This window comes from Curtobacterium sp. PhB172, from assembly GCF_003752545.1.
Lineage (GTDB): Bacteria > Actinomycetota > Actinomycetes > Actinomycetales > Microbacteriaceae > Curtobacterium.
Genome location: NZ_RKIF01000007.1, coordinates 438,488 through 461,887 on the forward strand (window position 1 = coordinate 438,488; position 23,400 = coordinate 461,887).

At 66.0% G+C, this 23,400-nt stretch carries 12 protein-coding genes and 1 pseudogene; 5 read left to right on the top strand and 8 right to left on the bottom strand.

From position 1 onward, the window contains the following. The 5 genes from EDF42_RS09155 to EDF42_RS09175 all read right to left on the bottom strand — a co-directional run bounded on the left by EDF42_RS09155 (position 1) and on the right by EDF42_RS09175 (position 15,628). On the bottom strand, positions 1-6,303 hold the full coding sequence (locus EDF42_RS09155; RefSeq protein ID WP_123672102.1) for a DEAD/DEAH box helicase: 6,303 nt from the start codon (positions 6,301-6,303) through the stop codon (positions 1-3). Then, the gene (locus tag EDF42_RS09160; protein WP_123672103.1) at positions 6,300-11,009 is read right to left on the bottom strand and encodes a DNA methyltransferase; all 4,710 of its coding nucleotides are present in this window, start codon (positions 11,007-11,009) and stop codon (positions 6,300-6,302) included. Before EDF42_RS09160 ends, EDF42_RS09155 begins: the two co-directional genes overlap by 4 nt. Beyond that, positions 11,009-13,594 (bottom strand): DEAD/DEAH box helicase, encoded by a 2,586-nt coding sequence (locus tag EDF42_RS09165; RefSeq protein WP_260235304.1) that lies wholly within the window; start codon positions 13,592-13,594, stop codon positions 11,009-11,011. Before EDF42_RS09165 ends, EDF42_RS09160 begins: the two co-directional genes overlap by 1 nt. A gap of 556 nt (positions 13,595-14,150) precedes the next feature. Continuing rightward, positions 14,151-14,477 (bottom strand): hypothetical protein, encoded by a 327-nt coding sequence (locus EDF42_RS09170; RefSeq protein WP_221181015.1) that lies wholly within the window; start codon positions 14,475-14,477, stop codon positions 14,151-14,153. A gap of 5 nt (positions 14,478-14,482) precedes the next feature. Beyond that, the gene (locus tag EDF42_RS09175; protein ID WP_123672106.1) at positions 14,483-15,628 is read right to left on the bottom strand and encodes a TRAFAC clade GTPase domain-containing protein; all 1,146 of its coding nucleotides are present in this window, start codon (positions 15,626-15,628) and stop codon (positions 14,483-14,485) included. Between the two features lie 184 nt (positions 15,629-15,812). Here EDF42_RS09175 and EDF42_RS09180 point away from each other — a divergent pair, with 184 nt between their 5' ends. The 3 genes from EDF42_RS09180 (at position 15,813) to EDF42_RS09190 (ending at position 18,983) form a co-directional block, all read left to right on the top strand. Beyond that, entirely contained in the window at positions 15,813-17,657 is a 1,845-nt protein-coding gene (locus EDF42_RS09180; RefSeq protein ID WP_123672107.1) for a DUF262 domain-containing protein, read from the top strand. Between the two features lie 251 nt (positions 17,658-17,908). After that, positions 17,909-18,394 carry a hypothetical protein gene (locus tag EDF42_RS09185; RefSeq protein ID WP_123672108.1) on the top strand — a complete coding sequence of 162 codons (486 nt, stop codon included), beginning with the start codon at positions 17,909-17,911 and terminating at the stop codon, positions 18,392-18,394. A gap of 175 nt (positions 18,395-18,569) precedes the next feature. Beyond that, positions 18,570-18,983: a hypothetical protein gene (locus EDF42_RS09190; protein ID WP_123672109.1), complete on the top strand. Its 414-nt coding sequence runs from the start codon at positions 18,570-18,572 to the stop codon at positions 18,981-18,983. Between the two features lie 125 nt (positions 18,984-19,108). Here EDF42_RS09190 and EDF42_RS18930 read toward each other — a convergent pair whose 3' ends face one another. Further along, a complete protein-coding gene (locus EDF42_RS18930; RefSeq protein WP_185040858.1) occupies positions 19,109-19,285 on the bottom strand; it encodes a hypothetical protein in 177 nt (58 codons plus the stop codon). A gap of 347 nt (positions 19,286-19,632) precedes the next feature. On the opposite strand from EDF42_RS18930, the gene EDF42_RS09195 reads away from it, so the two are divergent. Both EDF42_RS09195 and EDF42_RS19390 read left to right on the top strand, forming a co-directional pair. Then, positions 19,633-20,286 carry an NYN domain-containing protein gene (locus tag EDF42_RS09195; protein WP_260235336.1) on the top strand — a complete coding sequence of 218 codons (654 nt, stop codon included), beginning with the start codon at positions 19,633-19,635 and terminating at the stop codon, positions 20,284-20,286. A 244-nt stretch (positions 20,287-20,530) separates the two neighbouring features. Then, positions 20,531-20,800: pseudogene (locus EDF42_RS19390) on the top strand (AAA family ATPase); the annotation flags it as partial. Between the two features lie 89 nt (positions 20,801-20,889). Here EDF42_RS19390 and EDF42_RS19235 read toward each other — a convergent pair. Together EDF42_RS19235 and EDF42_RS09210 are read right to left on the bottom strand one after the other, a co-directional pair. Then, on the bottom strand, positions 20,890-21,354 hold the full coding sequence (locus EDF42_RS19235) for a hypothetical protein (RefSeq protein WP_260235306.1): 465 nt from the start codon (positions 21,352-21,354) through the stop codon (positions 20,890-20,892). After that, a complete protein-coding gene (locus EDF42_RS09210) occupies positions 21,354-22,718 on the bottom strand; it encodes an AAA family ATPase (RefSeq protein WP_123672112.1) in 1,365 nt (454 codons plus the stop codon). Before EDF42_RS09210 ends, EDF42_RS19235 begins: the two co-directional genes overlap by 1 nt. Between the last annotated feature and the right edge of the window lie 682 nt (positions 22,719-23,400).

The following is a 23,400-nucleotide window of genomic DNA, read 5'->3' on the forward strand; positions in this document are numbered from 1 at the left end:
TCAACGTCCCCCTCTGGTCACAGCGTCATGGACGGCGTCGGCGTCGGCGTCGAGGACCGTCCAGCCCTCGACTGTCAGGTCCTCACGGTCCTGGTCGTCCCACTCGAGGGCGACGGCGACCCGTTCCTCCACCCAGGCGAAGTCGACGGGGATACCGTCGTCAGACTCATGGCCGACCACCGGGGCCAGCACGTCAAGGTCGACGAGCTTCCGGGCGAAGGCTCTCTCGGCCTCGGTCGCCTCTTCTACGACCGCTCGCCAGTCGCCGGAGAACTCGCTGCTCGCCACTCCGAACGAAGTAGCCGGCGACGTGGACTCACGACTCGTGGTGGTGATCACGGGTGAAAGCGTGCGGAGCGCGAGCAGGTTCGACATCTGCAGCCAGAGCTGCCAGGCCTCGCGGAAGTCGGGGTGCGCGAGCCCCGCGGCGGAGTCGTCGAGGACGACGGCGGTGCGCGTCTTCCCAGGATCCCCACCCGCGGCGACGGAGCTGATCACCAACGGCCCCACGCGGTGGCTCCACGTGGGGGAGTCACCGCCCGCCGCTACGTCGCTGCCCGCCAGGGCAGCCCGGGCGAGCGACTCCGGGTCCGTAGCGCTATCGACGCTGTGCGAGTTCGTCGGTCTGCGCAGCAACAGGGGCACAGCATCCGCAAGCGAGGCCCACGACGACGGGTCCGCGGTGCTCATCCACCACAGGAGGAAGTCCAGCGGCGATCCGGTCAGCACCGAGAGCAGCTCGCGGTTGTAGCCGAAGCGTCCCATCAGCGTCAGGGCGAGCTGCTCGACGTACCAACTGGGCGCCGTGGGTTCCGAGACCAGGTCGTCCCAGGTGACCCCGAGGACGACCGCTCCGTCGAGGCGCGCCATTTCACGCTTGTCCGCGTCGTCGGCGAGCCGGTTGTGCATCGGGCTCGCGTGGTACGCGAAGCCGTCCGTGAAGATGACGACGTCGGGCACGGACGGGTCCTGGGACCGGAGGGTGAAGTCGGGCTTGCTGTTGCCATTGGCCAGCTGCGGGACGAGGCTCCAGCGAGCGCCACCGCTCGTGCCGGTCACGTCGACACGGTTGCCGGTCGGCCCGGACACCTGCTTCACGACCGCGCCGGTAGCACCTACACGCTCGATGAACGTCTTGCGGAACAGCTGCTCGAGCGTGGATTCGGGGTCGACTGTCGGCGGTGTCGTCGAGGTCACCGACCATCCGGGCTCGTCGCCGGGCTCGTCGTCCGATGACCCCACGAGCAGGACTTTTAGCAGACGCTGGGACGACTGGCGAGAGACGGTCTCGGCAGATCCCGACGCGAACGGCAGCAGGCACTCATGGCAAGAGAGACGTCCGTCGACGGCGCAGGCGCAGTCGCGCACGACGCGGTAGGCGCGCAGCAGAAGGTCCCACATCTTGCCGGGGTCGGCGAGCTCGGCCAGGTAGCCGGTGCCACCGGGGACGATGTCGTGGACCAAGAGCGCCTCGACGGTCCCGCCCTGTGGATCGGGCAGCGCGCTCGAGACGATCTGGATGTGGTCGGGGGCACCGCCCAACTGCTCGCGCAAGCCGAGCAGCACCGATGCTGCGAGTGTCGGCACGGCGAAGGAGTCGCCGATCGTCAGGGACGGCGGCAGGCGTAGCGCGACGGCCTGCGTCCGCAGCGTGCGCGAGAGGGCGACGGTGCGCTGGTCCTCGTCGACGGAGGTGCGCAACGGACACCAAGGCCGGTGCTCCTCGCGCTTGTTACTGCCGACCGACCTGTCGAGCTTGCCGCAGCTCGCACAGACACGGAAGAGCGGGGCCGCGGACTCGACCCCGGCGATGGTGCGAGTCGTCGCGGAGACCCCACGCCGGCCGAGGTTGACCCAACGGATGTCGACGGAGCGCAGCAGGGTCGCGCCAAAGCCGCTCCCCTCGACGAACCACTCGTCTTGGACGGAGTCGCGGTCGACGTCCGCGGCCACGACGACGGTGAACGACTCGCGGCGCCGGTCCTCGCTCGAGTCGGTGATGAGCGCCTCGTCACGGCGGACCTCGGCGCTGACTCGCTCGAGCTCGACGGTGAGCAGGTGCTGCCTTGTGTCGGCGATGGAGACGTCGCCGCACCGGGGGCAATGCCCGATCGAGGCCGTGGACCCTGCAGCGTCGAGGTCGGTCGAGTAGCCGCACGCCCCGCAGTACGCGCGGAGCCGGACGGCTTCGGCCCGATGTCCGAGGTCGAGCGCGTCGATGCGCACCGCCGCGCCGTGGGCGTAGAAGGTCGCCCCGGGGGCGAGCTCGCGGAGGGCCACGGAGGCGCCTCGCGAGTACGAGACACCGTCGCTGTGGTACTCGTCCGTCTCGGGATCGATCCAGTTGAGCGTGACGTCGAGCGTCACCGTGTCGTCGAGGAGGGTGTAGTTCGGCAAGATGCCGTGCTGCTCCAGGACGGCGATCCAGTGCTCACCGCGGAGTTCCTTCAGCTGCCGTCGGGTGAGGGCGAGTGCCCCCAGCGCCGTGCGGTACGCCCGCTTGTCCTCCGTCTCCGCGTCCTCGAGGTCTGCACGCTGTTTGAGGTCGGTCAGGCTGTCCTCGATCTCCGTGCGGCGGAACTCGAGCGCGGTGACGCTCGCGCTCCAGCGCTGCGACGCGGCGTGGAGGTGCGCGGCGAGGGCGCTCGTTCCCTCGCCGTCTGGTGCGACCGCCCAGGCGCGTAGCCCGCGGATCGACGCTGGCGAGAGCAAGTCGAAGGTGCCCAGGAACGCGTCGAGCAACGCGGTCGACTCGCTCTCCGCGTACGCGATGAGGTCGCCCAGGAACGAGCGGGGGACCGTCGAGCTGATCGCCGCTGCCGCCTTCTGCGGATGAGGGCGGGCGGTGTCCGCCGCGAACACGTCTGCGATGGACGCCAGGTACTGCCGGCGCAGGATCTCGTCGGCGTCGAGGTACGTCGCCGGCGGCCTGACAGCGCCATTGATCATCAGCAACGGGTTCCCCAGCAAGGGCAGGTTATCCCCGCGCCCGCTTACGTAGGCGAGGTCGAGAGCATTGCCGGTCAAGCGGCCCGCGCGGCCCACGCGCTGCAAGAAGGACGCGACCCGTCGCGGGAGGGAGGACAACATCACCATCGACAGGTCGCCGATGTCGATGCCCATCTCGAGCGTGGGCGTCGCCACGAGGACGTTGGGTGCACCCGGGTCGTCGCTGACGTTCTTGAAGCCGTTCTCGTAGCGGAGCCGGGTGTCCGCGTCGAGGAGGCTCGTGTGCTCTCGGGCGACAACGCGACGCATGTCCCGCGATCGATAGAGCGTGCGGTAGTAGCCGTCGAGCTGAGCCACCCGGGAGAGTCGCCCGGGGCAGCGGAGCACGGTGCAGGGCGCGCCGTCCAGCTCGGAGACGGTGTCCGGCGAGCCGAAGACCCGGTCGCGGCAGGTATCACAGCGCAGCATGGCGTCCGCCAGCCGCTCGTCCGACACCCGCGTGACGACGATCGAGCGGGGAGTGAGGGCGAACACCTCGCCCTGGCTGTCCGTGCGCACGGTCTCGATCAGGTTCGCCGAAGCGAGTCGACGCAGCAGCAGCGTGGCGAGCCGGCCGCCGTCGCTGGCCGTGACGCGGAGCACCTTCTGCGTCCACACGGCGTACCAACTCTGCGCCGGCGTCACCGCATCGAGGTTCTCGCGCCCCTTCGGAACGGCAGCACCGCCGACGCGGGGAAAGGCGGGTGCCGGGCGCCCGGGCGGGAACGCGGGCATGCCCTCGCTACGGAGCCGCCCTCCGTTGATCTGCCAGCGGTTGCCGTCCTGCTGCAGGTACTTCGAGAACCAGGGGTGCTGGATCGCACCACGGGTACGCATGCGCTCCAGCACGCCCCGGACCCACGCGACGAGGGTGTCGTCGGAGACCGCCCCGGTGTCGTCGAGCGTGGCCTGTACCTCGAAGTCGGTGAGCAGCGGACTGGCCAGGGCGACGAGCTTCTGCGGCGTGCCCACCTCGACGCGAGCACTGGCCGAGGCGGTGCGCTCCAGCGTGCGGCCGACGTGCGACTGCAGGCCGAACTCTAGGGCCGCGTCGAGGGCGAGGCGCGCCTTCACCCACGTGCGCACCGTGCGCGGCACGGCCCGCTGGGTGCGCGCCTGCCAGAAGTCACGGAACTTCTCTCGATCAGCGAGCACCGGGTCAAGCAGGCGGTAGCGGTCGAAGCGGTCGTCACCGGCCTGGTGCAGGGCTGCCTCCACGAGCTCGTCCAGATCACTGCCACCGGGCGCGATCGCCCTGCCCAAGGCGGCGCGCAGGGTCAACGTGTGCGAGCGGCTCTGCACGAAGCCGGCACGGTGCGCGGCGTCCTGCACGCTGTCAGTGAAGACGAGAGCCTTCTTCTCACGTGCATCGAGGTCGCCCGTGCCGAGGATCGTCGAGATCGACACCGAGAGCAGCGTCGAGATCGCGCTGCCGAGGAACCGGATGCCGTCAGGCTGCCGACAGGCCGGGCAGAGGTCGTCGTGGGAGTCGGAGTCAGCATCAGGCCCGACGAGCGTCAGTACCGGCAGGACGGCCCCGTTCGCGAGGTCGGTGTCGTCGTCACCCGGCATCGCATCGAGCAGACGCCGGTCCCGCACGGCGAAGAAGCGCAGCCCGCCGCGAACAGCCTCAGCGACGTCGATGTCGCCGTCGGCGAGGGCGTGGTCGGCTTCAACGTCCGCGGTGAGCAGCGCTCGGAAGCGCCCGTCCTTGGTCGCGTGCTTCGGACGGATCCGGGCGTCGTCGGCATGCAGATCCTCCCCGACCGATGCGAGCGTGACGCCCCACCCCGATCTGCCACAGTGCCGACAGTAGACGGCGGGAAATGCTGGAGCGGCGTCCCCCTCGAGGTCGGCAATCTCGGCCTGCACGGTCAACAGTCCATCATCACCCCAACGGAAGCGCACGCTGCCCGCGGCCACGCGGTCAATGCGGGTCAACTCGCGGACCCAGAGGTGCAGGTCGACGCCGAGCGCATCGCGCCCGTTCCGCGCGCGGACGTGGCTGAGGAAGGCGACCACCGCCTCGAGCGCACGGTCGCGATCAGCGACAACCTCTGGGTCCTCGTCCCCGAACAGGTCGGAGGCGAGCTCCTCCAGGGACGCCGCGTCGGCGCAGTGGTCCACGAGGCGGATGATCAGAGGGTGCACCTTGGCGAGGTCGAGCAGCGTGTCGTCGTCGACGTCGTTCCCAATGGCAGTCTCGGTCTCGAAGAGCACCCTGGCGACGTCGAGAGCGCGCTGACGCGAATCGAGAACAGGGCTACTGGCGAAGGACAGCTCGCGCACGCGGGAACGATTCAGCTCTGCCGGCCTGTGCCCTGCCGATGCCACCCGTTGTTCGGCACCGTCGCCCCACTCGTCGACGCTGAGGCGCGACTCCGTGACGACGGCGTCGGCGTCGAACCGCTCGCCGAAGACGGTGTGCGCGAAGTCGAGCATCGCCGCCGGGTCGCCCTTGTCACCGAGGGTCGCCGAGGTCGCGACGGGGGTGACGCGCCCGAGCGGTCGCCCTGAGCTGTCGCCGGTGACGGCGGCGAGGCGGAGCCCGAGTCGCCGTAGGAGCATGGCCACGTCGGTCCCCTGCGCCCCATCGTAGGTGTGGAACTCGTCGAGGACCAGGTACTGCAGGCTGTGCGCGCTCTGCTTCCAGATGCCGGCGTCATCGTGACGAAGCAGCAGCTGGTCGAGCATTTTGTAGTTCGTGAGCAGAATGTCGGGCGGGCTCTGGCGGATCATCCCGCGGTGGGTGATGAGGCCTTCGCTGGTGACGGTGGTGCGGTCGGAGGTGTCCTCGCCCGTATAGAGCGCCGCGGTGACCCCCGCGAGCTCGGGCGTCTCGGCGATCGTGCGAGCGAGGCGCTGCGCCTGGTCGTTCGCGAGGGCGTTCATCGGGTAGAGCAGCAGCGCCTTCGTACCGGCCTGCCCGGCACGCCGCGCACGGAGGACGTGGTCGAGGATCGGATAGAGGAACGCCTCCGTCTTGCCTGAACCGGTGCCGGTGGTGACGAGCGTCGGTTTCGGCCGATCGCCGCTCATGCTGCTCAGCCGGACGAAGGCCTCGGCCTGGTGCCCATAGGGAGTGAAGCCTTGCGCCCACTCACCGAGGTGCTGCCGCCAGGAGTCGTCCGCCGCTCGGAAGGGCAACCGCAGCCGTAGGAACGGCCCGCGGAAGAGGCCCGAGCCCGGTGCGCGGAGGAAAGCCTCGAGGGCCTCCGCAGCACGAGGCTCGCTCAGCGAGAACGTCGTCGACAGGTAGTCGATCAGTCCTGCACGGACGCTCGCGGCCTGGACGGTGGGCAGTAGCTCGCTCATGCACGCTCCTGCAGGAGCCGCTCAAAGTGCGCGTATGCGGCGCGCATGTCTGCCTCGCGGTCGAGGTTCACGAAGGGCAGCTCATACTTGTAGCGGTTACCCAAGGCGTTCGTGTGCGTACGCTCTTCCTCCGAGATCGCGTCGCCCTTCTTCCGCCACACCTGCTGCACCGGCATCGGCACGAGCCGCCCGTTTGCGTCGTACAAGTACTCACGCCGGTCGTAGCCGTACAACACGGGGAACTGCGTGCGGTAGATGGTGCAGAGCTCGTCTGCCGTGATGCCGAGCGAAAGCGCGACGATGGCATCTATCTCGACCTGCGCCTGTCGGCGGTCGGAGGCCCGACGGAGCGGGGTGCCAGGCGTCCAGGCGGGCGACACGTCGTCCAAGGCGCGGCGACTCGGATAGTCCAGGCCTCCGGTCCAACCTTCAAGCGCAGTCTGCGAGAACGGTGCCGTCGCCCACAGTGTCGAGTAAGCAGCCGTTAGCGCGTTCAGGCGTAGCGAGCGGAGGACCATGGCGTTGGCGAGAGGGGCGGCGATTAGAGAGGGCAGGCGTTCGATGGTACTGAAAAGGATCTCTGACTTCGGTACTGAGCGAACCATGGCGTCAACAAGTAATGCCGATAGCCCCGCTTGCACCAGCGCAAGACTCTGTCCCGACGATGATACCGACAGCGAGTAAACCGGATGTACGTGCGCCGCACCAGGCGGAATGATGGCTGAGCTGAGTGTCCTTACGCCGGTGTTCGGCGCCATGCGCCGCCAGGCGATGCGGTAGTGGTCACGGGCGGAGGAGCCGTCGGACCAGCGGGTGTACGAGGCGTCGTAGCGTGCAGGGTCACCGGCGGGCTTGTAGCTCGTGACGGGGATCGCGTCGGGGGCCAGCGTCTCGAAGTCTGTCTCGGACCAGTCCTTGTTGCTGGTCATCGACTCGTTTGGCGTCTTGTAGAGCGGGGTCGACACGAACAGGTGCGGCCCTTGCAGGATCACATCGCGCCACGAGTCCGGCTCTCCCCACTCTTTCTCGAAGAAGCCGTTCTTGCGATCGATGCTCTCGTCCCACCCACGCGAGAACTCGAGCCCCAAGGAACTGAGTCGGGGCGCCTGAGCGAGTTTCGCCAGCACGGCCGCAGTGGAGCGGTTGACGGCGTAGACCATCCGCGTTCGACGAACAGGCACTGACTCCCCTTCGAGCACGGCGTGCCACGCGGCGAGCACGTCGTCGTCGACCGCGATGATGCGAGCACGGTGAGGAGAAACGTCCCACTTGCCCGATTCGTCTTTTAGCCCCGGCTCGACGCCGTCGCCCCGGTGAGCAAACGACCGTTCGACCGTATCAGGATGATAAAGCGACGTCGCCATCAAGAAGGAAGGTGTATCGCGTGCCCGTCCGTACACGTGCACGCCATACGACACGAGATTGTGGATCTCCGGGTAGAGCCGCAGTTCGTTGATGAACTGCCAGTGACGGCGCAGGCGTCCGTAAGTCTCACCACGCAGCACCGCCGCCTTCTCGTCGGTGAAATGCGACTCGGGGTGGATCAGACTCGACACCCCCGACTCCGAACCGTGCCGCCACACCTGCTCCATAAAGCAGCGGTACAGGTCCGGCTGCAGCCCCTCCAGGCGCGGGAACTGCGACGGTGACCCGACGAAGGCGGCTGTGCCCGCGACATCCGCAGTCCCGTCGATCACAAGGTCGCGAATGCCCGGCATCGCAAGCGTCTCCTCGCGTTTGACCGCGATCTGCGCCTGCGTGGGCTTGTTCGCGAGCTGCCACCACGGGTCCCCCTCGGCGAGGAGCGCGTCGACGTCGGACCGGGGCCGAACCCAAGGCGGGTTCCCTACCTGCAGGTCGAAGCCGCCTCCGGCGAACACGGTTGCAAAATCGAGTTCCCAGTGGAAGAAGCCCTGGCGCGCGGCGACGCCCGCACACACAACGAGCCACGGGTGCTGCTCCAGCACTTCCACAACCGGTAGGGCGTTTGCCAGCGAGAGGTCGATCTCTTCCGCCAGCTGCAGGTCCGTCCAGGTCACCCCGGAGAACAGCGACGACTGGCCGCCGCGCGCTCGCGCCTCGGCGTCGCGCTTTTCTTTAGCAGTACGGGCCTCGACGTGCGTGCCGAGCAGCCCGCGCAGCCCGTCGATCCACTCGTCGACGGTCGGGGGCATGGCACCGCCCGTGTCGGTGAGCGGCCAGAACCACAGGGCGCACCAGGCGTCCATGACCCGGCGCAGACGTTGGTACGCGCCGTCTTGGTCCTGGAGCGCTTCCTCGATCTCCTCGCGACTCACTGCACCGCCCTCGGGCAGCTCGGCGCCCCACACCGGGATGGCACGGCGGATCTGCTGCTCGGCGATCTCTCTCCGCCGCAAGGCCAGTTGCCACAGGCGCTCGACCCGGTACGAGAGCTCGACCAGAGCGTCGACCTGCTTCTTCGTCGGCTTCGCCTTAACGTGCGTGCGCCACGCCTTGAGCTCGGCCAGCGCTCTCGGTGCCAGCAGCTTCGCCTCCTTGGCGTCGACCGCGGAGCCCCAGCCCCCGTGCGGAAGCAGGAAGTGGTGGATCGACCCGCTGGTCGCCCCCGACAGCTTCTCGTCAGCGAGGTTCGCGGCGAGCTCGGCGACGGGCACGTCGCGCGGCGCCTCGCCGAGGTGCGCCTTGCGCTCGGCGTCGGCCCGCGAGAAGACGGCTCGGCGGGCACCGATGAGGGAGTCCCCACGGCGCAGGTGCAGGCCGAACCACGGCGCGTCGAGGCCTTCGACCATTGTGTCGAGCCACAACGAGATTTCGGCGAGCTCGACGGCGGTCGCGTTGAGGTCGACGCCGTACACCTGGTGCAGGGCGATCGAGGCCTTCACCCGCTGCAGCTCGCGCTGGTACTCCTCAGGGTCGATGCGCCGGTCGAGCTCGACCTGCCGGCGGGTCAGGTACTGCTCCGCCAGTTGTCGCACGGCCTCGATGGCGAACGCCCCCGACCCGAGCGCGGGCTCACACACGGTGAGGCGCAGGACCTGCTCGGCGGGCGTGGTCTTGCCGTCCTGGTCGAGCAGCTCCTCCAGGGCCTGCGAAACGACGAACCGGGTCAGCACCTCGGGCGTGTAGTAGGAAGCAGACTGCTGGCGCTCTCGCCCAGCGAGGCGGTAGACGAACGAGCCGCGGCGGTGCAGCACGCGCTTCCGCTGACCGCTCTCGGGGTCGACCTCCGTCACGAAATCCGCCGCTGCAATGCCGTCGGCCTTCTCCACCTCGACCACCCACGAGCCCTTCGAAGACTCTCCGCCCTTGGCCACCTCGTAGAGGTCCCGCTCGGCGAAGAAGCCCGTGTACGACATCAGGCCCTCGTACACGGCCCCGAGCTGGTTGATGCCGAGCTCCGCGTACGAGATGAACCCGCGATCGCGGTTCTTCTCCTCCTTGCTCAGCAGGAGAAGAGCGAGCACGCGCTGCAACGCCGCGTTGCCGAGACGCGACTCCTCGATCAGCGCGATGGCCTCCGCCTTGAAGAGGTCGGCACGCAGCGCGTGGAACTCCAGCCCCTCGCTCCGGACACTCCCAAAGTCGGAGTCGTCGGTCTCGGCGCGCGGCGGCGGCGTGTGCCCAAGATCAACGAGGCGGAACAAGGCACTGAGCGACTCGTAGAGGTGCGTGCCCTCGCGCGACGATCCGGTGATCTCGACCAGGGCGAGGTCGCGGAGACGGTCCAGGCTGTAGCCCTCGTCGTAGGAGGCCTCGCCGACGGGCACAGCACCAAGCTCGGGCGACGCCTCGGCGTAGAGGAGGAACAGGATCCGGTAGAGGAATCGCAGCGACTGCACCGCGAGCGGCTGAGCCTGGTCGCCTGCGAGCGCCGGGAGACCCTGCGCACGACGCCGGTCGACCACTTCGTTGGCGAGAATCTCGATGGACTCGCGCACGCCGTCGCGCAGGTCCTGCGAGACGCCGACCGTGTGCTTCACGGACTCCTCGAGGACGCCGTCCCACCAGATGTCGCCCGAGTCGAGGGCCGGCATGAGCGAGGCCGCGTCGAGGACGGTCAGGGCGCGGTCGACCTCACCGCCCCGCGTCACCTGGTTGCGTTCGGCGACGAGCTGCAGGTTGACGGCGAGGTACCGGCCCTCGGGCCAGCGCTCCCTCTCGGCGAGCAGCACCCAACGGCCCGCGAGCACGAGGGCGTACGACGGGGCATCTTCACCGACCATGAGAGTGGTGAGCAGCCGCGACACCGCCGTCATCGTCTCGCCGTCCTCGCCGGTCACCTCGTGCAGCAGGGTCCGAACAGGAGCGCCCGTCTTCGTACCACGCTCGATCAGCGCGTCGAGTTCGGCGACAGGCATGGCCTCGACGACAACAAGGGCCGGCGGCTCGTCGACGGTGTTCGAGACGAGCCGCCGAACGGGCCCGTCCGTGACCCACCGGTTGCCGCTGCCGAGGTAGCCGAGCACGCGCAGCAAATCGTCGTTGAAAGCGGACACGTCCGCCGGGTCTATGCCCGCTGAGAAGCCTGCTAGCGTCTGCTCAATCCGAGCCCGCGCCTCGGTGAAGCGGGAGCGCGTCGTTGGCATCGACTCGGCCTTGCTCGCGTCCCAGGCCTTGCGCCGATCAAGCACCCGCGCGGAGAACGACTGCCGCGTCGCGTCTGTCGTCAGGTAGTGCTCGCTGATCCAGTCGTCACCGACGACGATCGCGTCGCTCGCCGCCATCAGAGTGCTCCCTCGCTCGTACGAGCCACCGGCCAGTCAGCCGGCACCACCATCAACAACGGACGCACGAGCTCCCTGCTCGGCGTCATCGCCTCGGCCAGGAGCCGCTCGGCCTCGACCGTCATCCGTCGTTCGTGCAGGTCCCTGCGCTGCACGAGGGCGTCCGCGTCGTCCGCCCAAGTGCCGACACGGGTCGCCCACCGCTGCACCCGCTCGTTCGTGTCACGGCTCGCCGCGTCAAAGAGCCCCGAAAGTGCACTTCGCGCCGTCTCGACCGCGGGTCGAACGAGCGGCGACAGGGCAAGGACGTCGACCGGCCCAGGATTGTTCACGGCCGCCGTCACGCCGAGGGAGTCGTAGAGCTCCTGCGCCGAGCCGAACGGGGTGACAGCGCAGGCCGTCGAGTGCGGGAACCCGCCGAAGGTCGCCGTCATGTGCGACGCAGCGACGACCTGCCCCCGCCCATTCGTCAGCGTGCCCAGTAGCGCGACCACGGGGTCCTCGACCGCCCCGCGGACCGCGAAGATCGTGCCGCGTCCGAGCGTCGCAAGGCTGCGGTCGCTGGCCCAGTCCAGCACCGGGTGCAGCGGCCCGAGGAAGTGCGCGTCCGGCCATTGGTTCGTCTCTGCACCCGATCGGGCCGCACGCAGGCGGTCGTTGCCCCGCGCGGGCGTCACCGCGAGCTTGAGAGAGGTCGTCACCCGCCGCTCGTCGAGGTAGCTCTGCGGCAATACCGCGAGTCGCTGCACGAGATCGGCCGGTGGCGTCAGCTCCACGATGCCCTCGGCGCCGTGGTCACGCCAGCCGACGCCGCCGCGGTCGAGTGACGCACCCGGCTCCGTGTAGGCCTGCTGCAGCGCCTCCGAGAGGAACGCGACGTCGCTGGGGAAGAGCGCGGCACTCGCGCCGTACCCCGCGTCGTTCCGACCGATTGCCCCCTCCGGACCGGTTGCGTTCGCCTGCGCGGCGACGACCGTGTCCCACGAGGCCCAGAGCGCGTCGAAGTCCGCCCCGGCCTGCACCTCTTCGACCGTGCGCACGACGTCGTCGATGTCCTGCTGCGCAGCGATGGCGCGCATGATCTCGTCCTCCTCGGCCTGCACCGAGTGCTTCCCCATCAGTGAGGCCGTGTCACCGAGCGCCCCGTGAGCCTCCTCCTCGCGCTCAAGCAGGCGCGTCAGCACTCGGAAGTCGCCCGTGAACCGCTCGTCGTCGGGCGAGAGCAATAGCGTCGTGATGCGTGGCGCCTCCTTCTGCCCGTACCGGTCGATGCGGCCGTTGCGCTGCTCGATCCGGATCAGGCTCCACGGGATGTCGAAGTGCACCAGCTCGTGGCACTGAGCGTGCAGGTTGACGCCCTCCGAGGCGATGTCGCCGGTGACGAGCACCCGGATCGGCGACGAGGCCAGCTTGAAGCTCTCGACGACCTTCTGCTGCTCCTGGTCGGTGAGGCCACCGTGCAGGATCGCAACGGCGTCCTTCGGTAGTCCAAGCGCCGTGGGCAGGGACGCACCAAGGGCCCTGAGGGTCGCGACACGCTCGGCGAACACGACGACACGCGTCGACGAATCGGCGCCGACGCCCGCCGCCTTCGCGTGGTCGACGAGCGCCCGGTGCTTCGCCGAGGCATTCGACCCCACCGCGGAGGCGAGCTCCTCGAGGCGCTCCAGTGCGGCTCTCTCGCGAGCGGCCTCGTTCGAGTCCGGGAGGCGCTGGACGCGCTGGCGGACCGTCTCTAGCAGCGCCTCCGGTGAGGAGAGGAACGCCTTCGCGAGGGTCCATGGGAATAGCGAACCGTTCTTGCCCGAGTAGGGCGACGACCCTTCGCTCGGGTGCAGCCAGGTGTCGGCCAGCTCGGCCGCGATCGCGTTCTCCTGCGGAGAGGCAGGGACGAGCCGGTGGTTCGGCTCCTGTCGAGGCGCCCAGTCGCTGCCCACGGCCTCCGCGACCTCGGTGCTGTTGCGGTGGCGGCGGATGATCAGGCGGCCCACCTCGGCCTCGTCGAAGTCCCCGTCAGGGCGCACAGCGCTCGGCTCGAGCATGCGCACCAGTTCGGCGAACGACTCCTTCTTCCCGTTATGCGGCGTCGCGGAGGCGAGAATCAGTGCATCCGTCGTGGGCGCGAGGACGTGAGCGAGACGGTTGTTCTGCGTGCCCGCGTTCGTGAGGTTATGCGACTCATCGATGACGACGGCGTCCCATCGCTGGTTGCGCAGGTGCTGCATATAGCGATCGTTCTTGAGCGTGTCGATGGAGATGATCGCCCGCTTGAAGACCGCAAAGGGGTTGCGTGCCGCGGGCAGCTTCTGCCGCAGCCGCTGAATGCCCTGCGAGTCGAGCCGTACGAAGGGAAGCGCGAAGCGCGTCCACATCTCGTGCTGGAACTGCTCCAGCACGTGGCGTGGGGTGACGATGAGGATGCGCTCCCCCCGACCGCGGACCGCGAGCTCGGAGAGGATCATTCCGATTTCGAGCGTCTTGCCCAGCCCGACCGCGTCCGCGAGCAGGATGCGCGGGCGCAGATTGTTGGGGTCCAGCGCCTGACGCACGGCCGTCTGCTGATAGGGCAGGGCGTCCGCGAGCATCCGACCGCTCGTCGAGATGTCGGGGGACGTGAGCGGGATCGAGGTCTTGCGCAACGTCGCCTCGACCCACAGGCGAGCACTGCGGTAGCCGGACGAGGAGTCGGCGGTGACAGTCGCCTCCGCCGGGTCGAGCACCCGGACGCTGTCGAGAGCGGTGTAGAAAGCAGCGGTCGTATCACGGACAAGGCCGGAGAGGCCCTGCACACGAAGAAGCTGACCGTCAGTGGTCTGCTCGACCCCCGAGACGAGCCACTCCTCGTCACGGACGACGACCACGGAACCGGGCGCGGCGTTGATCGATTCCCGCGTACTGATGATCCCCAAGATTCCCCTGCCTGACAACGAGCGACCGCGTCATTCTATGTGAGCGCGCGGCTCACGAAAGAGTCCCTCGTCGTGGGCTTGAGAGGGTAATCGGCTGCAACAGCGGCGGGGCAGTGGCCGCGCCGGCTGAGGATCCGCTTTGGGGTGACTAGCCGCTGTTGCTCCTGCTATCCGGTGATCTCGAGAAACGACCCGATCGAGTGGACGCCGGCATGTCGACCGGGACAGTGGCTTATGACGGCGCGCTGGGCTGGTCCCAGATGGCCGCGTACTGCTCCGCGACGGCGTCCCACAGCGTGGCGCGGGCCTCCTCGGCCGTGTCGAACCGAGCCGCGTCGGGGGCGAAGATCACGAACTCGTGCGGAATCACTCGTCCCGCACGGTCACGTCGACCCTCGGGGTCGGCGAACCGCACGGCGACCGTCATGCCACGTTTGCGGAAAGCGTCGATGGTGTCCTCGGTGCCGGCGAAAGCAGCCTCGTACACATCGAGCGGGTCCGGCAAGCCGCCGGTATACAGGAACCGGAATCCCCAGTTCCTGCCGCGCGTGGCCCACATGAAGTTCACTTCACGCTCTTCTGCAGTACCCGGTCCTCGACCGCTTGACGAAGTTCGAGCTCGAACCCGGTCAGCACTGCGGTGAGGAAGTCATGCTTGGCAACCGCCGCGTCGTGCACGTCTTGAATCTTCTCGCGGCTGTGTTCGAAGACCGTGTCGAAGATGAATGGCAGCGCCACAGTCACAAGCTTCAACGGGCCCGGCAGCTTCAACTTCGCGACGATCAGCGCGAGCAACGGACCGGCCGAACGCATGAGATCGTTGGCGACCTTGCTGCCGTTACGCAGCGCTTTGGCCCAGCGAACGTGCCGCGAGAACGGCAGCACGGCCGCCATTGGCAGGATCAGCCGGACCCCAACCTGCTTGCCGACATCGATCTTTCCGGGCTCGAACCGTGCCGAAGACAGCAGCACGAAGTCTTCTCCCAGCGAAAACGCCTCCGGCTCCTCAATGAACCCGGCGAGTTCTTCCTGCAAATGCGCGATCTCCTGACCAACTTTCTCAACGAGCAGGTCCCTGAACGCTGTCGCATCCATCGCGGGCAACAGGTCTGCCTTCGAGAGGCCGAACAGCCAGATCCTGGGGAAGCGCACCAAGCGTTTCCCGTCCGGCATCAGCTCCTCCTGCAGGCGCGACAGATGAGCTCGGTAGTTCGTCACCAACGCCTTGAGATACCGCTCCTCCTCGCCGGTATGATCCAAGAGACGCTGACCATCAACGAGGAGCACCGCAACATCAGACCCAAGCAGCGACCGGAACGTCTCCACGCGCAGCCGCTGCTCCTTCTCCGTTGCAGGGTCTTCCTCAAACCACTCACCCGGATAGTCATGCCAGATCAGGCGGAGTTCCTCCGCCGCCGGCTTCTTCGACTTTCCGACGGGTCCCCCGCGGCGCTTGATTGAGAACACGTACCGGTTGCCACTAAGCCGCGTCTGAAGGGGCGTGGTGCCAGTGTTCTTCATGCCGAGGTAGTTCTGATGCAGCCGCAGGCCCTGTGCAGCATCGTTCGCGACGATGTCGTACAGGCCCTCATCCGCGACCACGGGTTCCTGCGCGGTCCCGTAGAACGAAGACAGCAGCACGGTCTTACCACTCCCAGACTCCCCGAACACGGCGATCTGTTGTTCACGAGCAACCTTCAACGGCTTCATGCATCGAACTTAGAGGACGCAAAGCCAACTGCCTCACGAAGGAACGCCTAGGAGCCGCCGTAGCCAGCAGTCTGGGACGGCAGCCGAACGGGCCAGTGCCTCCGGTGAAGTGCCTCGCTATCTCGATGACCCCGTTCCCGTTGCCAGTCCCTGCCAGCACGAGCTTTGCTCATAGGATCGACCCATGGGGCACAAGGAACCAATGACGATCGCCAACGCTCTGCGACAGATCCAGGAGCGGAGGTTGATACTCCCGGCGATTCAACGGGAGTACGTCTGGAAGCCATCGCAGGTAATCCGCGTGTTCGACTCGGTGATGCGGGGCTACCCAGTCGGGAGCTTCCTGTCGTGGAGGGTCATGCCGGACACCATCAGTGAGTTCAAGTTCTACGGGTTCATGAAGGACTACAGCGCCTTCGATAACCGCCACAACCCCGTCATCGACATCCCGACCGACCGCGAAGTGGTCGCAATCCTCGACGGCCAACAGCGACTGACCTCGCTCAACATCGGGCTTCGAGGAACCTACGCCTACAAGAATCACGGAGGATGGGCGAACAAGTCCTGGTCCTACCCGGAACGTCGGCTCTTCCTCAACCTCGCCGGCGAAGCACCAGAGAACGAACTCGGGTTGAAGTACCACTTCCAGTTCCTGACCGATGCTGACGTCGAGGCGGCGCACGACGATGAGACGAAGAACTGGCTTCCCGTGGCGGATGTCTTCGACGCGTCAGACACGTCCTCGTTGATCCAGCTCCTCGCCAAGCACAGCGTGGGTAATGATCCTGTCGCCTCCGGGCTGGTCAGCACCCTGTGGGACGCGATCCACAAGACGGCGTCGCTGCACTTCTACGAGGAGACCGAGCAGGACATCGAGCGCGTCCTCGACATCTTCGTGCGGGTCAACTCGGGAGGGACGGTCCTGTCCTACAGCGACCTCCTCCTGTCAATCGCGACCGCGCAATGGGAGGGTGATGCTCGCGCGGCAGTCCACGGCCTGGTGGACGAGCTCAACAACACGGGCAATGGCTTCAGCTTCTCGCGCGATACCGTACTTAAGGCCGGTCTGGTGCTGAACGACGTCCGCGACATCAGCTTCAAGGTCAAGAACTTCACGGCCGCAAACATGGCTCAGCTAGAGGATAGTTGGGACACGCTCGGCGCCTCGCTCCAGGTCGCCGTCGGGCTGTTGAGCGACTTCGGTTTGTCCGGCGGATCACTCACCGCAGACAGCGTCTTGATCCCCGTCGCTTACTACGCGCACCACCGGAAGCTCGATCACTCCTATCGGCAATCCCCAAAAACGCGGGACGACCGCATGGCGCTGCGTTCGTGGGTACTGCGATCGTTGATCATCCGAGGCATCTGGGGCTCGGGCCTGGACACGCTCCTCCGCGACGTCCGGGAAGTCCTCAGACGTGAGGGCGCCGAAACCTTCCCAGTCGCTGCCATCGAGCGAGCGATGGCAGCACGAGGCAAGTCCCTCGCCGTCACCGACGCCCTCGTAGACGACGTGCTGAGCCTTGAGTACGGTCGCCCGCGAACGTTCGCCGTTCTCGCGGCGCTGTTCCCCCACGTCGACACGCGCAACCAGTTCCACGTCGATCACATCTTCCCGGCGTCGCTCCTCGAACAGAAGAGGCTCCGCCGACTCGCGAAAAGAGACGGATCACCGCAGTTCTTGCCCGAGGAGATCGACGACCTCACGGAGCGGAAGAACCAACTGCCGAACCTGGAGCTGCTTCCGGGCCTGGAGAACATCGGAAAGCTCGCCGAAGTGCCAGCAGTCTGGGTGGCGACCAACTACGCGACCTCCGAAGAGCGGAACTCGTTCTTGGAGCGGAACGCGTTACCGGAACAGCTCCCTCACGGCGCGGCCGAGTTCGACTCGTTCTTCCGCGCGCGCCGGGAGCTCCTCGAGACGCGCATCCGGACGACGCTCAGACCGGCTGGCCGAGAGTACGCATCGCAGTCGCCGTCCGTGCTCGCGCTTGATGAAGAACTCGCACGAGGCGATGACGGTGACTGAGCCGGTACTTCACCGAGATGACCGGTGGGTGCCGACCGACATAGCGCTCTTACGTCGGCGTCGGATGATCGATGGGCCGACGAACGAGGCCAGTTACGCTCGAGCACCTACAGTCGAATTCGTTTTCGTCCCATATTCGGAAGGCCAGGTGACGGTGACGGTGACGGTGACGCATGGTTCAGCTCTTCATGGCACAGCAAGATCAGTTCGGTGATGCCCACTGAAATTCTGGTGAGAATTGAGGTGAGCGCGTGAGCTTCGAGTTCCCGCCCTCATGGGACCGTGACGGCCTCGAAACGGTGGGGTTCGAGGGATTCGTGACGTTCGCTGAACTCCTTCTACCGCGAGTGCTGCAGTTGCCGAAGGACCGGGGTGTGTACGTCGTGCTCTACGAGGGCTCCGAACTGCCAGACCTCTCCACTGACTCCCCGGCGAAGGGGGCGCCGTACCCGCCCGAGGCACTAGCTAACGCTTGGCTCGAAGAGACGCCAATTCTCTACATCGGAGCAGCCGACGCGCAGGGCCGAGGGATTCACCATCGCTTGAAGCAGTACGCCCGACGCGGCAACTCGCACACGGGAGGTCGAGCAATCTGGCAGATCCCCGACGCTGACGAGGAGCTACTCGTAGCCTGGGCAGAATCGGGCGACGAGCCGGGCGTCGTCCTGGAAAAGCGGCTGCGAGCCGAGTTCAACCGGATCTACGGTCAGTTTCCATTTGCGAACTGGATCACCTGACGCAGCAGACCATGCGGGAACGCATCGTGTACCTAGCAGCCACAAAGCCGGCGGTGCTAACTAGACGAGCGTCGAGCCTGCAGCTGCTTCTTTCTCCGGTCCTATCAAGCATGTTGAACGTAGTTGACGGGGTCCTTGCGGGATGATGAGTACACGTCATCGATAGGACAACAACGTGGACATCAGCCTCACCGGAATCGAGCAACACCTCGTCATCGTCCAGACCGACAAGCGAGTGTCACAAGCACTCGACGACCAGATAGCAGACGATGTAGCGCAGCAGCTCATCGACGCGCAGCAGCAAGGCGTAGCCGACAATCCGCCAAGCTCCGACATGTATCCGATGCTCGACGATGGTGAGGACGGAACTCCCTCGTGGCTGATCGAAGCTGGGTCAGATCCACGGCACGTCTACATCACGACCGCTACCCGATGGGACGCGCTTTCGAACGAGAACCGCGACGTCTTTCAACGGCTCGCGCAGGGAGAAGGTGGTGGCGGGGTGGCCATGATCGTCATCCTCAACGACGTGACCGGAGTGCCCGAGTTCACGGGTACCGCCCGGCCCGTGCATCGAGTACGCCTCTGACCGGTGCCGGCACCTCGCGAACTCAGCACGACTCAGAGTGACCAGTCGCAAGAGCCCCGGCCCGCTAGTGGAGACAGCGATAGCCGAGGTTCCGTGCGTCCGAACCCTCACCGTCGTCCGCGCCTTCACCACAGATAGGACTGGCTGACGTCATAGCCCAGGCCTTCGAGGTAAGTATTCAATTGCTGCTGAGCGTCGGCACGGTTCAGGAAGCCGGCGAAACCGAACCCGCTCATGTCCGCATCTTCGGGAACTCTAAAATTCATGACGGTGCCGAAGGCAAAGACGCTGATGTGAGCCATACCGGGTTCCTACCTGTTCGGGTCGAGACGCTCGACGTCAGCTAGATTAGCGCCGGTCACGATGTAGTTTCTGCACCATCCGGCGAGAGTTGAAGTCACGCGCGAGTCGAAAGAGCATCCCCTCCGCGGTAGTCGATTGTTAGTTCGTCCTCGTCTCGCCGTACGTACCCGCCAGGCGACTCGTGATGGCCGGAGACCGCGTCCCGTAAGCCGGTCGGCTCCTAGATGCCGGATGGCGTGCCCCTCTTCGCCCCTGCCCATCCGTCGAGCCGCCAGACTGTGAGGATGACCGCGCCCGGCGACCTGCTCGCAGTTCTCGTCGATGCTGACAACGTTCCCCGTCGCGTATCGGAGCTGTCCTCGCGGAGGTCGCGCACTTCGGCAAGGCTTCCGTGAAGCGGGTCTACGGCGATTGGACGACATCTCAGCTCAGCAGCTGGAAAGCCACGGCGAGCGAGCACGTCATCCAGCCGATGCAGCAGTTCGCGCACACCAAGGGCAAGAACCCCAAGGACGATGCGCTCATCATCGACGCGATGGACCTGCTCTACACAGGGCGGTTCCAAGGGTTCTGCATCGTCTCGTCCGACAGCGACTTCACCCGGCTCGCTTCCCGCATCCGTGAGCAGGGGATCACGGTCTACGGCTTCGGAGAACGCAAGACGCCACCGTCGTTCCGGAACGCGTGCGACCAGTTCACCTACCTGGATGTCCTCGGAAGCACGGACGGTGATTCCACCTCAATGGAGGCGACTTTGGCGCGCGGACCATCGCCTCGCCAAGACTCGCGTCTCATCGACGGGCTTCGGAAAAGCGTGAACACGGCATCGTCCGAGGACGGCAGGCCGAACCTCGCGACGGTCGGGCAGCTGCTCCGGAAGTGGCAGCAGGACTTCGACTCCCGCAACTGGGGATACCCGAAGCTGTCAGGCCTGGTCCGCGCAACCGGCCGGTTTACGGTCGAGGGACAACGGGTTCGAGTGGAAGCCGACTCTCGTTAGCGGATCACCTACCGGGCGCCTGCAGCCGGCACTCGCGGAGGTATCCACTTAGCTTTGTGGCGCCCGGCGGCATGGACAGTTGTCGGGTACGAGGCATGGCACTGGTGCTGACGTGTGGGTTGTCGTTCTCCGGTAAGAGCACGTTGGCTGCTGAGCTTCCGTGCCTTGGGGGCGAGCGTTTGAGCCTCGACCAGATCAACGAGGAGCGTGGACTTCACGGCGGACAGGGCATCCTGTTGGAGGAATGGACGGCCACGAACCAGATCGCGCACGCACGCACGCTCGTGCGGGCGTGCGCCTTGCCGCTGGCCGCCACGTCGTGGTCGATGACACAGGATCGCCGCGTTCCATCGGCGACGAGTGGCGCGCGACCGCATCAGTTGCCGGGGTGCTGTTCGTACTCGTGTGGGTGCAGATCAGGCCGGAGTTGCAGCGTGAACGGGTCCTGGCCAACAGGGCGAGGCAGGTCAGGCCCGACGCTACGGACGCGGTGCTCGAAGAACACGGCACGAGCTTCGAGCCACCGGTAGAGGAGGCCCCGTTGGTCATCGACGCGACCTTCTGGACCATGTTCGTGGACACTCGAGCGTCGGCCGCGAGTGACTACGCATGCGCAGAAAGCCCCCCGTCAAGAGTCCAGATGCCAGCCGGGATTCGTGAACGCGCACGGAACATCTCACGCTCGGTCAGAATGCAGAGATCGCCTGCACCGACTTTCACCGTCGCGTGCTCAATGTAGCTCGTTCCCGTACCAGCACCGTCGAGCAGCTGTCGCAAGAAATCACGATCCCATGCAACATCGTGCAGGACCCACGGTGCCTGACCGTCGCAGATGAACCGCAGCAGTGTGTCAAGTTTTGACGCGGCTTCACGACGCACCCCGCCCGATGAGAGCTGCGCGATATGATTTCCCGTTTCTATCACTGAGGTGATTGGAAGAATGAACTCTTCGCCGCCGTCGAGTCGTTCAGCCATCTCTTGAAGGACCTTTTCCCGCTGCTGGTCGAAGCCAGGTACCGGAACGAGGTTGCACAGGACCGAGGTATCAATGAAAGAGATTGCGCTCATCAGGCAATACCGAGAAGTCGCCGGAACTCGCTGTAGTCAGCCTCATCCTCAGGGCCGCCGCCGCTGAGCTTACCTGCCGCGAGAGCCGCCCCAAGGCTTCCTTCAGCGAGGGCGCGCGCGTAACCGGGAAGTTTCACGATCGGCGTCAATTTACTATAACCGGTAGTCGCGTCTCGGTGACAGACGATGATGTGCTCATTCAACTTACCTTCCGCCGCATCAAGTAGCGATGGACTGTGAGTTGTGGCGAGCACGCTAGTCTCGGCACCCTTACTGCTTTCCCGCACCAGAGCTAGGATACGATCAGCCTGGGAAGGGTGCAGCCCGTTCTCGAGCTCTTCGAGAACCACAAGTACGCCATTCTTGTTTTCGACAATGCCTGCACCTTGAACTGACGGCACAACAACATCGATATCGAGACCGTTCTGCGTTGAGAGCAGCGCAGTCGCGATACCTATTAGTCGCAGAAGCCCATCGCTCATCTCTCGGGCCGGGGTTACCTCAACCGGCCCGGCGCCTCGGCTTTCCTGCAGGGCTAGCATAAGATCGTCCAAATCAGTGCCCACGAAACCAAGACCGGTGATCGATTCGTCAGCAACCGAACGAACCAGTTCCGCAATCACTTCGAAAGCGTCCTTGTCTGTCCGCTCGAGGTTCCGCAGCGCTGCAGATAGGTTTTGACCAGTGCGCCGAAGTTCGACGTCGCGTTCTTGAACATAGCTACGCATCAAATGGGGAACGGGGTCAAAATGAAAGACACCTCGAAGCGCACCCACTACGGCGTCCACAGCGGCCAACACCGACTTCTCCGCCCTATTAGCCCCGCCCACGGCCAACGGCACCTGCGTGAGAATCAAGCGATTGTCTCGAAATTTGGAGATACTATTCGGCCCACGTTGGCCGTTGTGGACCTCAACATCGATACCCATACCGGGTTCACCAGCCGGCCTGGACTCGTATATCACCCCGGGAGTGATCGCCCCACTTTTTACAGCGACCCCGGGTCCCCAGAGGCGCTCCTGCACGATGCGAAGCTCCGGCACGACCTCGATCTTGACCTCATATTGAAAGAGAGCTCCGTCTGACTCGACCTCACACCCGAGCCGGAAGTAGTTCAGGCCGTGTGGAGCGCACCCATGCGAGCCTCCTCGAACAGCCCCACCCTCCCGTCGCCGACCGTCAAGAGCGTCGACGAGGTCATCGCCTTCGGCCAGTCGAGCGAGGACCTCAAGGCCATCGAGGGCGTTGGATTTTCCCGAACTGTTACGTCCGATGAGCAGAGTTGTGCCACCAAGGGGCAGGGATGCGTTCCGATACGACTTGAACTCGCCGATCAGAAGTTCGGTGATTCGTGCTGGCGCCATGAGCTGATCGTACGGCTCAACGTGGACACCTGACGGATTCGGGATCACTAGTTTTCGAACAGCACCCAACTGGCGGTGCAGTGCTGACGTCATCCTCAGTTACTCCAGACCGCGTCTCGATGGCGGTCGTCGGCCGGACGCTTCGCAGCCTCACGCCGCTGGGAAGTACTGGCCTGCGTGGCACGGAACAGCTCCGTCGCACATAGGTGGTCCGGAACGAATCTCAGTGCGGGTGCGGCATACGCCCGCTCCATCTACGTCGGCGCCGCTCCGTACGATCCGTTTCGTGAGTCGTCGTCGTCGTTCGAATCGTTGGGTGCCACCGCAGCCGTTCTCGCTGGAGGAAGCGGCAAGAGGCGAGGACATACGCGAGCTTGAACAGCCACTGCCGGTGTACGTCTGGTTCCAGCTGCCGGACAGGCTCATCCGCCGTGATGACGCGGTTGCACGGAGCATGACTCGTGACGCCGTCTGGGTGGAGGCGGGCCGAGGCGAGACGAAGCTGGCGGCGTGGGTTTGGAGGAGCTCGGTGCGGCACCGCAGTGAGTGAATGTGACCTCCGACTAAGGGTTCGAGGCTCCGGCGACCTCGTGCAGCGGCGGGTCGAGGGCGAACGAGCGCTGGGGTGGCGCGGCTTGAGGTACTCATAGGCGGCGTCATTCGATCCGGGTCGGAGGGCCGC